This window comes from Mesorhizobium sp. M7A.F.Ca.CA.004.04.2.1 (genome assembly GCF_004022825.1).
Lineage (GTDB): Bacteria > Pseudomonadota > Alphaproteobacteria > Rhizobiales > Rhizobiaceae > Mesorhizobium.
The window spans coordinates 1-11438 of record NZ_RZPH01000068.1 but is presented as its reverse complement, the minus strand read 5'-3'; the positions used below and the strand labels follow the sequence as shown (position 1 = coordinate 11438).

Here is an 11438-nt window from a genome sequence, read left to right as displayed (position 1 = left end):
GGCCTAAACAGGCTGTAGTAGGGGCCGTGGCCGATATGCAGGTCGTCCATGCGCTCGATGATGCGCGGATGCGTCGCCTCGACGATGACGAACACGCCAGGCGCGACGCCCTTGCCGACCGTGTAGTCGACGACGCCTTTCCTGAGCAACAGACCGCCATCCTCGCGCGGGATCAGCACCTTGGCGAGGTCATCGCGGTCGGCCTTGGGGCCGTGCATGCCGGGCACGTCGGGCACCAGCCCGGTGGCGTTGGCGATGGCACACATCTCGACCATGGTCTTGGAACCGTCGACGAACTCGACCAGCATGCGCGGGTTCATGTTGCGGCGGATGGCTTCGGCGCGATAGTCGTCCGGTACGGCATCGTGGTTGAGCGGGTTGTTCTTGCCCTTGCCGGCCGAGACGATGGTCAGCCCGAGCGCCGACGCGAATTCGATCAGTTCCATGCAGCTCGACGGCTCGTCGCCCGCACCCACCGAATAGACGACGCCAAGCCGGTCGGCCTGCTGCTTGAGGTAGCAGCCGATGGTGACGTCGGCCTCGACGTTCATCATCACCAGATGCTTGCCGTGCTCCATCGCCATGAGGTCGAAATCGGCGGCGACGCCCGGCTTGCCGGTGGCGTCGATGACGACGTCGATCAGCGGATTGGTGACCAGCATCTCGTTCGAAGTGACGGCGATCTTGCCGCTCTCGATAGCGCCGGTGACTTTCGACGCGGTGTCGGCTTCGACGGCCATGGCTTCGTCGCCATAGGCGATACGGATGGCATCGCGCGCGGTGTGCGGGCGGCGCGTCGAGACGGCGCAGATCGAAATGCCTGGCATCAGCATGCCTTGGGTGACCAGATCGGTGCCCATTTCGCCCGAACCGATGACACCGATGCGCACCGGGCGGCCCTCGGCGGCACGCCTGGCGAGATCGCGGGCAAGGCCGGTCAGGGCGACGTTGGTCATGCAGGAATGTCCACAGCTTCGTGATTTGAGGTCGGATAGCAGGGAACGGGTTCTATTTGCCAACGAAACCCGGTCGCGACCGGCAATTTCCCGCGAAATCGTCTCGGAAGGGACGACCGCCGAGGCTCGATTGGCCGAAGCGCAACCAATTGACATCGCAGCTGACAACCCCAATAAAACATTCGTTTGTCAACAAAGGCAAATGTTCACCGACGCGACAGTCGGAAAGCATTCGCCTCTGGGGCAAATTGGGGAGTGTCTTTGCGCCGGGGCGTCAAAGGCTGGATGGAGCATCATTGCGAGGCGTCGAGCGAAGGCTCGCGGCTCCAGGGGAGGAAAAATGGATACTGTTCTCGCGGGCCTAAAAGGGGCCATCGATACGCTTGGCCCGACGATCCTGCTGCCAATTGTCATTTTCATCATCGCCGTGGTTCTGGGCGCCAAGGTCAGCAAGGCTTTTCGCGCCGCCGTCACCATCGGCGTCGCCTTCATCGGCATCAATCTGGTGCTTGGCCTCATGTTCACGTCGATTGGCGACGTCGCCAAGGCCATCGTCACCAACACCGGCATTCATCGCGACATCATCGATGTCGGCTGGCCCTCCGCGGCCGCGATCGCCTTCGGCTCGTCGGTCGGCCTTTGGGTCATTCCGGTCGGCATCCTCGTCAACATCGTGCTGTTGCTGACACGCATGACGCGCACGCTCAATGTCGACGTCTGGAATTTCTGGCACTTCGCCTTTGTCGGCTCGCTGGTGGTCGCCGCAACCGACAATCTGGCCTATGGCATCGCGGTCGCAGCACTTGTCGCAGCACTCTCGCTGCTGTTCGCCGACTGGTCGGCGCGCGCGGTACAGCAGTTCTACGGCGTGCCCGGCATTTCGGTGCCGCATCTCGCCTCGGCACAGATCCTGCCGATCGCCATTGTGCTCAACTGGATCATGGACCGCATTCCCGGGATCAACCGCATCAACATCAACACCGATACGATCGAGCGCAGGTTCGGCGTGTTCGGCGAACCTGTCGTGATGGGCCTCATCATCGGCCTCGTGCTTGGTGCAATCGCGTTCTACAATGCGGGTGATCTCAGCGTGGTGCTGGCCAAGGTTCTGGGCACCGGCATGACACTGGCCGCGGTGATGCTGCTGCTGCCGCGCATGGTCAAGATCCTGATGGAGGGGCTGATCCCCGTCTCCGACGCCGCACAGGCGTTCGTGCGCAAGCGCACCGGTGACCGAGAGCTTCTCGTTGGCCTCGATTCGGCGATCCTGATCGGCCATCCGGCCGCGATCTCGTCGTCGCTGATCCTGGTGCCGATCGCGATCATCCTGTCCATCATCCTGCCGGGCAACCGCGTCATCCTGTTCGCCGACCTCGCGGTCATCCCCTTCATCGTCGCCATGACCGCGCCGCTGGTCAAAGGCAACGTGTTCCGCATGGTGGTGATCGGCACGGTGACGCTGGCCATCGGCTTCTACGTCGCCAACGCGCTGGCGCCGCTGTTCACCAGCGCAGCAGTCTCGTCGGGCTTCAAGCTGCCGGCGGACGCGCTGCAGATCACCTCGGTGGTCGACGGCTTCCTGTGGGTGCCTTACGTGGTCATCGAGGCGATCCAGGGGATGGGGCTTGTCGGCATCATCGTGATCGCAGTGGTCATCGCGGCATTGTTTGTCCTCTACCGCCGCAATCCGCTCGGCTGGGAGCGGGCCGCGGGCGCCGAGGACGAGCCGGCCGAAGAGACGGCCTGAACCTGATAGCGTCCACCCTCAAACCGATCGTGCGCCCTTCCCGCGGCGCACGATTTCATAGACGGAGCAAAGAATGTCCGACGGACTCATGCAGCTTCTGGACCCTGACGCGATCGTGCTCGGATCCGATGCCTCGACCAATGAGGAGATCATCCGCATCCTGGCGGGCCGGCTGGAGAGACTTGGCTATGTCAAAAGCAGCTATGCCGACGCGGTCGTGCGCCGCGAATTGACCATCCCGACCGGACTGCCGCTGGAACGCTCCGATAATGTCGCGGTGCCGCACACCGATCCGGAGCATGTGCTGAAGCCTGGCATCGCGATGGGCACATTGAAGCAACCAGTGACCTTCGCCAACATGGAGGATCCCGACGAGATGCTGCCGGTCGGCTTCGTCTTCCTGCTTGCCATCAACGACAAGGACAAGCAGATTGAGGCGCTGCAGGCCGTCATGGCCACCATCCAGAACCCGCAAGCCTTGGATGATTTGAGGTCGGCCAGAACCCTCGAAGACGTGCGAGCCGTACTCGGCTGAAACAAGGAGAAGCAGAGATGTCGAGACAGAAAACCATTCTCTTTGCCTGCGGCACGGGCATCGCCACCTCGACCGCGGTCAATGTCGCCGTCACCGAGGAAATGAAGAAACGCGGCCTCACCTTCAATGCCCAGCAGGCGAAGGCCACCGAAGTGCCCGGACTGGCCGACAATGTCGACTTCATCGTCGCAACCACCCCGATCTCCGCTTCGGTCACCAAGCCGGTGATCAAGGGCCTCGCCTTCCTCACCGGCATCGGCAAGGACAAGGTGCTCGACGAGATCGAGGCGCAGTTGCGCAAATGACGGCACAGACGCTACGCGCAGGCTGACGCGGCTTCACACCACCCTGACATAGCTCGTCATTCCCGATTTCTGGTGCTCGATGATGTGGCAGTGCAGCAGCCAATCGCCGGGATTGTCGGCGACGAAGCCGAGCTGAACCTTCTCGTTGGGCTGGATGAGATAGGTGTCGGAAATCACAGGCTGAACCTGGCGCGTCGAGGATGACAGCACTTTGAAGCTCATACCGTGCAGATGCATCGGATGAGATTGCGGCGTCAGGTTCTCCATGTCGATGACGTAGCTTTGGCCAAGCTTCAATTCGGCCAGTGGCGCGGTCGGGTCCTTGGTGTCGCCTGGCCACGGCACTTTGTTGAGGGCCCAGAAACTATAGCCAAGCGAACCGCAGATGCCATCGCTCGGGACGTTTTCCGCCGTGGCGCTTAGTGCCAGGGAAATATGCCTGGCACTGGCGAGATCCACTTCCGCCACCGGATTGAGCTCCAGCGGAGCAACATCGCGAATGTCCCGTTTGAGGGATTTTCCTGTCGCGCGCAGGGTCGCCAGGATTTTTGGCTTGGTGCCCCTGACGTCCCTCAAGCTGACCATCGCGCCTTCATTGTCGGGCATGCGTATGGCCAGCTCCATGCGCTGGCCGGGTCCGAGCAGCAAGGCGTCGGGCGAAAAACGCTCAGGCACCGGATTGCCGTCGAGCGCCATGACACTCGCCTCCGCACCGTCGACGCGGAAAGCGTAGATGCGCGTCACGTCGGTGATGGCGACACGCAGCCGCGCAAGTCCGCCGGCCGGCGCATCATATTGCGGCTGGTCGAGCCAGTTGGCGGTGCGTACCGTGCCGTAAGTGCCGGTTCTCGCGGCATCGCGCGGCCGGAACTGGTCGATGAACTGACCGTCGTCGCCGAGGCGCCAGTCGCGCAAATTGAGGACGATTTCGGCATCGAATTTCGGATCGTTGGGATTCTCGACCACGATCACGCCGGTCAGGCCATGGCCCATCTGCTCCAGCGTGTTGCAATGCGGGTGGTACCAGAAGGTGCCGGCATCGGGCGACGTGAAGGCGTAGTCGAAATGATCGCCGGTGTAGACGTAGGGCTGTACCAGAAACGGCACGCCGTCCATCTTGTTGGGAACGCGAATACCGTGCCAGTGGATCGTCGTCGGATCGTCGATCGCGTTGACAAGGCGTGCTGCGAAGGGCTCGCCCTTTTTCATCCTGAGCACGGGCGGCATTCCGGCGTTGCCATAGGTCAGCACATCCCTGGTCTGGCCGACATCCATCAGCTTCGCCTGGATCTTTGCCGTCTGCAAAACCACCGGCTCAGGCGTCGCGGCGGCCCAGCCACCAAGCCGGCCCATCGCCGAAAGCCCGATCCCGCCCGCGCCGGCAACCGCAGCCGTCTTCAAAAGCCTGCGGCGTGTGAGTAAGGTCATTCGGCGCTCCAACTATAAAGACGGCTGCCCGCGCAGGTGTAACCGCCGCGCCACGGATCACAAGCCGGCAACCAGCGCAAATTCTGTTGAACGCATGGCGCCGCTATTCAGCCGCCTCGGCATAGTGTGCCGGTACGTAGTTGAGGATGGGGCCAAGCCAGCGCTCTACCTCGGCCAATGGCATCGCCTTGCGGCGTGCGTAATCCTCGACCTGGTCGCGTTCGACCTTGGCGACGCCGAAATAATAGCTTTCGGGATGCGCCAGATAGATGCCTGATACCGAGGAACCCGGCCACATTGCATAGCTTTCGGTCAGGCTCACGCCTGCATTGCGCTCACCGTCGAGCAGCCGGAACAAAGTCGCCTTCTCGGTGTGATCGGGCTGCGCCGGATAGCCGGGCGCCGGACGAATGCCGCGATAGGGTTCGCCGATCAGTTCGTCCGGCGCCAGCGCTTCATCTGAAGCATAGCCCCAGAATTCCTTGCGCACCTTCTCATGCATCCGCTCGGCAAAGGCTTCGGCGAAGCGGTCTGCCAGCGCCTTGACCATGATCGACGAATAATCATCATTCGCTCGCTCGAACCGTTCGGCGATAGCCACCTCCTCGATGCCGGCGGTGACGATAAAGCCGCCGATGTAATCCGGCTTGCCGCACTCCGCTGGCGCGACGAAGTCCGCCAGTGCGACATTGGCCTTGCCGTCGCGCTTGGTCAGCTGCTGGCGCAAGGTAAAGAAGGTCGCCAGTTCCTGCGACCGCTTTTCGTCCGTGAACAGCCTGATGTCGTCGCCGACGGCATTGGCCGGCCAGAAACCGACGACGCCGCGCGGCGCGAACCATTTCTCGGCGATGATCTGCTTCAGCATCGCCTGCGCATCCTCGAACAGCTGGCGCGCGGCGGCGCCTTGCGCCTCGTCTTCGAGAATTTTGGGATAACGGCCCTTCAGCTCCCAAGTCTGGAAGAACGGCGTCCAATCGATGTAGCGCGCGAGTTCGGTGAGATCCCAGTTCACGAATACCTTGACGCCGGTAAAGGACGGCTTCGGCGGCTCGTAGGCAGACCAGTCGATCCGGTGCGCATTGGCCCTCGCCTTGGCCAGCGGCAGCCGTTGCTTGTCGGCTTCGGAGCGGGCATGCGCATCGGCGACCTTCTTGTATTCGGTGCGCACCGTGTCGACATAGCCGCCCTTGGTCTCGTTCGACAGCAAGGACGACACGACACCCACCGCCCGGCTGGCGTCGGTGACGTAGACCGTCTGGCCCTTGGTGTAGCGCGGGTGGATCTTCACCGCCGTGTGCACACGGCTGGTCGTCGCGCCGCCGATCAGCAGCGGAATGTCGAAGCCTTCACGCTCCATTTCCGAAGCCATGTGCACCATCTCATCGAGAGACGGCGTGATCAGGCCGGAAAGGCCGATGACATCGACATTTTGCTCACGGGCCGTCTGCAGGATCTTGGCCGCCGGCACCATGACGCCGAGATCGACGATCTCGTAGTTGTTGCAGGCGAGCACGACGCCGACGATGTTCTTGCCGATGTCATGGACATCGCCCTTGACCGTCGCCATCAGGATCTTGCCCGCTGTCTGGCGTTCGCCATTGTCGATGCCGTTGGCGGCGTTGGCCAGCTTCTCGGCCTCCATATGCGGCAGCAATCCGGCGACGGCCTGCTTCATCACCCGCGCCGATTTCACCACTTGCGGCAGGAACATCTTGCCCGCGCCGAACAGGTCGCCGACGACGTTCATGCCGGCCATCAGCGGGCCTTCGATGACATGCAGCGGCCGCTCGGCGGCAAGCCGCGCTTCCTCGGTGTCGGCGTCGATGAATTCGGTGATGCCGTTGACCAGTGCATGGCTGATCCGCTGTTCGACAGTCCATTCGCGCCAGGCGAGATCGCGCTCCTGCGCTTCCTTCCCGGCCGTGCCTTTGAAGCGTTCGGCAATCTCCAGCATGCGTTCGGTGGCGGTGCCGCCGGCCCTGGGCGCGCGGTTGAGCACGACGTCCTCGCAGGCCTCGCGCAGATCAGGCTCGATCGTATCGTAGACGGCAAGCTGACCGGCATTGACGATGCCCATGTCCATGCCGCGCTGGATGGCATGGTAGAGGAACACGGCATGCATGGCCTCGCGCACCGGCTCGTTGCCGCGGAACGAGAAGGACAGGTTCGACACGCCGCCGGAGATATGAACATGCAGCAGCGTCGCGGTGATCTCGCCGGCCGCCTCGATGAAGTCGACACCGTAATTGTCGTGCTCCTCGATGCCGGTGGCAATGGCGAAGACATTGGGATCGAAGACGATGTCCTCGGGCGGGAAGCCGGCCTGCTCGGTCAGGAGCTTGTAGGCGCGCGTGCAGATCTCGACCTTGCGCGCCTTGGTGTCGGCCTGGCCGTCCTCATCGAAAGCCATGACGACCACGGCGGCGCCATAGGCCCGCACCAGCCTGGCATGATGCAGGAATGCCTCTTCGCCCTCCTTCATCGAAATGGAGTTGACCAGCGGCTTGCCCTGCACGCATTTCAAGCCGGCTTCGATGATCTCCCATTTCGAACTGTCGACCATGACGGGAACGCGGGCTATGTCCGGCTCGGCGGCGATCAGGTTGAGATAGTCGACCATCGCCTTCTTCGAATCGATCAGCCCCTCGTCCATGTTGATGTCGATGATCTGCGCGCCATTGGCGACCTGGTCGCGCGCGACGTCGAGCGCGGCGACATAGTCGCCTGCCGTGATCAGTTTCCTGAACTTGGCCGAGCCGGTGACGTTAGTGCGCTCGCCTACATTGACGAACGGAATCTCGTCGGTGAGCGTGAACGGCTCCAGCCCGGACAGGCGCATCTTGGGCTCGATGTCTGGAATGGCACGTGGCGGATATTTCTTCACCGCTTCGGCGATGGCGCGGATGTGCTCGGGCGTCGAACCGCAGCAGCCGCCGACGACATTGACCAGTCCCTCGCGGGCAAACTCCTCGATCTGCGCGGCCATGAAGTCCGGGCTCTCGTCATACCGACCGAATTCATTGGGCAGGCCGGCATTCGGATAGGCGCAGGTGAAGGTGTTGGCGACGCCTGAAATCTCGGCCAGATGCGCCCGCATCGCATTGGCGCCGAGCGCGCAGTTGAGGCCGATGGTGAAGGGGCTGGCATGGCGCACCGAATGCCAGAAGGCGGTCGGCGTCTGGCCCGACAGCGTGCGGCCGGAGAGGTCCGTGATGGTGCCCGAAATCATCACCGGCAGGCGCACGCCCTTTTCGATGAAGATCTCTTCCGCTGCGAAGATCGCCGCCTTGGCATTCAGCGTGTCGAAGATCGTCTCGATCAGGATGATGTCGGCGCCGCCATCGATCAACCCGCGCAGCTGCTCGCCATAGGCGAGGCGCAGGTCGTCGAAGGTCACGGCGCGGTAGCCGGGATTGTTGACGTCGGGCGACATCGAGGCGGTGCGGTTGGTCGGCCCGAGTGCGCCGGCGACAAAGCGGCGCTTACCGTCCTGCTGCTCGGCACGAACAGCAGCGCGGTGTACCAGCCGCGCGCCATCGCGGTTCAGCGCGTAGACGGCATCTTCCATGCCGTAGTCGGCCTGTGCGATCGAGGTCGAGGAGAAAGTGTTGGTTTCGAGGATGTCGGCGCCCGCGATGGCGTATTGATAGTGGATCTCCTCGATCGCCCCGGGCTGCGTCAGGATCAGAAGATCGTTGTTGCCTTGCTGATGGCAGGCGCAGCCGGCGAAGGCCTCGCCGCGAAACTGGTCCTCGTCAAAGCCGAGGCCCTGGATCTGTGTGCCCATGGCGCCGTCGAGGATGAGAATGCGCTCGCGTGCTGCCGCAGTGAGCGCCGCAAGCACTTCCGAACCGTCGGGTTTTGCCGCTACGGGGCCGAACAATGCGTCCAGCGATGCAGAATTCTGCGACATTTTTTATCCCTTTGGCGACAGACCTTTTCATGTCACATAAGGATATCTTTATGTCAATATACGACAGATGCTCGCCATTGTCACCCCACCCATCACGAAGTGGGGTCTGAGGCGCGGTTTACTACGAACCTACGCTCTGTCGACGCTTGCCAGGAAGCGGGCGAAGATCGGATCAAAACGATCCGGCGAATCCCAGAACGGCGCGTGGCCGGATTTGTCGAGCAGATGGGCCTTGCCTTCCCATAGATTGGAGAATTTCACAGCGGAGACGAAATCGGTGTTGACGAATGGCTCGTCGATGCCGTTCAGAACGGCGATCGGCGGCGTCTTGCCGGCCACGATTTCGCGCTGGTTCCGGCCGGTGCCGGCCGCGAACTTTTCGAACATCAGGCGCCGCGCCCGCCCATCGGTGCGCGCCACCGTGTCGATGAGAAACGGCTCGAACGGCTCGCCGCAAGTGCTGCGCGCATAGGCCTCGACATCGGCGCCGCTGAAGGTTTCCTGCCCCGCGAGGTGCATATGCGGGCTCGGCTTGAATCCGTTGCCGACCTCCTCGGGCGAGACGGGCGGCGTGCCGGTGATCATCAGGCCAAGCAGGCCGGGAAAGCGGTCGATCATCTCAAGCCCGATATGGCCGCCGAGCGACCAGCCGAAGACGATGGCCTTGTCGATGCCGAGCAGCCCAAGCACTTCGGTCATGGCATCGGCATAGCCTTCCATGCTGTAGGAACGCTCAGGATCGATCGCATCGCCGGACGCTCCGTGGCCGGGCAGGTCGGGAGCGATCAGGTGGTAGCGCTCGCCCAACGGGCCGTCCAACTGGTTGCGGAAAACGGCGCTGGAAGATGAATTGCCGTGGATCAGCATGACAGCGGTGCCCTGGCCACTGGTCTGGCGCACCGCGATCTTGCCGTGGCTGGTGTCAAGGGTCTTCTGCGCGATCGTCATTGTCCGCTCCGTTATAATTGCCTTGTTTTAGTGCAGTTGCGCAGCAAAGCGCCACGGCTTCCATACCTTTGCGGGAACCATCTTCCCGGCCAGGTTGCGTTGAAAAATCCTTTTCAAATAAGAACAATTATGCGTAGATTGTCAATTATCCAACTCCCGATGAACGGGAGGAAACAGGGAACAGCACGATGAAGCCCAAATCCGCCGCAAGTCGAATCCGCCATATGCTGATGAGCACCACGCTGATCGGCATGTTTGCCGCATCAGCCGCCCCCGCCTTTGCCGACGTCGTCAAGATCGGCCTGCTTGCGCCGCTGACCGGCCCTGCCGCGGCGGACGGCCAGGAATTCCAGCGCGGCGTGCAGATGGCCATCGACGAGGCCAACGCAGCCGGCGGCGTTGCCGGGGATACGTTCGAACTGGTGGTCGGCGACGTCAAGGATCAGTCCGCCGGCAACGTCACCAGCGCGGTCGAGCGCCTGCTTGGCGATCCGGGCGTGCACTTCATGCTGACCGGCTATGCCAGCCTGACCAATTTCGAGATCGACAACATGGCCGAGGCGGAAATGCCCTACATGCTGGCGGCCACCTCGCAGCAGACCAGGGACATCATCGCGCCGAGCCCCGACAAATATATGTGCTGCTGGTCGCTGACCCCTTCCTTCGACGCCTACAACACCGACGTAACCCTGTTCGTCGAGAAGCTCGCGGCCGATGGCAAGATCACCCTGCCGACCAAGAAGGTCGCCATCATCTCGTCCGACAACGCCTATTCGAAGACCATCTCCGAAGGCATGAAGAAGACCTTCAAGGAGAAGGGCTGGACCATCACCGTCGACGAGATCGTGCCATTCGGCGAAGTGACCGACTGGCGTTCGATCCTCGCCAAGGTGCGCGAGAACGTTCCCGATGTCGTCATCAACACCGACTATCTGCCCGGCAATTCGGCGTCGTTCCTGAACCAGTTCCTCGAGCAGCCGACCAAGAGCCTCGTCTTCCTGCAATACGCACCGAGCGTTCCGGAATTCGTCGAGCTGACCGGCAAGAAGTCGGATGGTGTCATCTACAACCTGCTCGGCGGCGCGCTGACGACGCCGAAGAACCCGCGCGCCGATGAGGTGGCGGCCAAGTTCAAGGCAAAATACGGCGTCGAGAGCGGCACCTACGGCGTCGGCCTCTACGAAATGACCAATGTCTATTTCGACGCGGTCAAGAAGGTCGGCGGCGCATCCGACCATGCGGCGATCATGAAGGCGCTGTCGGAGACCGACAAGCAGGTCGCGGAAGGGCGGCTGAAATTCGATCCCGCCACCCACCTTGCCACGCAGGGCGACGACTATATTCCAATCACCTTCTTCCAGATCTGGGATGGCCAGCGCACGCTGATCTCGCCGGAAAAATACGCCACCGGCGCCTTCAAGCTCCAGCCCTGGATGAAGTAGGGAATGGCCCTGCTTGAACTGGACGACGTGTCGAAGGCCTTCGGTTCGCTGAAGGCCGTCGACGGCGTGTCGTTCAAGGTCGAAGCCGGCGAGATCTTCGGCATCGCCGGCCCGAACGGCAGCGGCAAGAGCACGCTGTTCAACATCATCACCGGCATCCCGTT

Annotated in this window: 9 protein-coding genes; 5 read left to right on the top strand and 4 right to left on the bottom strand. The window is 62.3% G+C overall.

All coding sequences use genetic code 11. The annotated features are described in order from the left end of the window. On the bottom strand, positions 1-956 hold a 956-nt coding region (locus tag EN893_RS05350), incomplete at its 3' end, for a homoserine dehydrogenase (protein WP_127267975.1). Between the two features lie 340 nt (positions 957-1296). Between EN893_RS05350 and EN893_RS05345 the strand changes: the two genes are divergently transcribed. From EN893_RS05345 to EN893_RS05335, 3 genes are all read left to right on the top strand, one after another. Then, entirely contained in the window at positions 1297-2703 is a 1407-nt protein-coding gene (locus tag EN893_RS05345) for a PTS transporter subunit IIC (protein ID WP_027035737.1), read from the top strand. Between the two features lie 73 nt (positions 2704-2776). After that, on the top strand, positions 2777-3238 hold the full coding sequence (locus EN893_RS05340; protein ID WP_127267974.1) for a PTS sugar transporter subunit IIA: 462 nt from the start codon (positions 2777-2779) through the stop codon (positions 3236-3238). 17 nt (positions 3239-3255) lie between these two features. After that, positions 3256-3543, top strand: a complete 288-nt coding sequence (locus EN893_RS05335; protein ID WP_023809203.1) for a PTS sugar transporter subunit IIB — start codon at positions 3256-3258, stop codon at positions 3541-3543. A 33-nt stretch (positions 3544-3576) separates the two neighbouring features. On the opposite strand, the gene EN893_RS05330 is transcribed toward EN893_RS05335, so the two are convergent. The 3 genes from EN893_RS05330 to EN893_RS05320 form a co-directional block, all read right to left on the bottom strand. Next, entirely contained in the window at positions 3577-4971 is a 1395-nt protein-coding gene (locus EN893_RS05330) for a multicopper oxidase family protein (protein WP_127267973.1), read from the bottom strand. Positions 4972-5074: 103 nt separating this feature from the next. Continuing rightward, positions 5075-8884: a methionine synthase gene (gene metH / locus EN893_RS05325; protein ID WP_127272180.1), complete on the bottom strand. Its 3810-nt coding sequence runs from the start codon at positions 8882-8884 to the stop codon at positions 5075-5077. A 129-nt stretch (positions 8885-9013) separates the two neighbouring features. Further along, a complete protein-coding gene (locus EN893_RS05320) occupies positions 9014-9832 on the bottom strand; it encodes an alpha/beta hydrolase (RefSeq protein WP_127272179.1) in 819 nt (272 codons plus the stop codon). A gap of 188 nt (positions 9833-10020) precedes the next feature. Between EN893_RS05320 and EN893_RS05315 the strand changes: the two genes are divergently transcribed. Next, positions 10021-11274: an ABC transporter substrate-binding protein gene (locus EN893_RS05315; protein WP_027035742.1), complete on the top strand. Its 1254-nt coding sequence runs from the start codon at positions 10021-10023 to the stop codon at positions 11272-11274. Positions 11275-11277: 3 nt separating this feature from the next. Then, a partial coding sequence (locus EN893_RS05310) for an ATP-binding cassette domain-containing protein (protein WP_128361439.1) occupies positions 11278-11438 on the top strand: 161 nt, incomplete at its 3' end.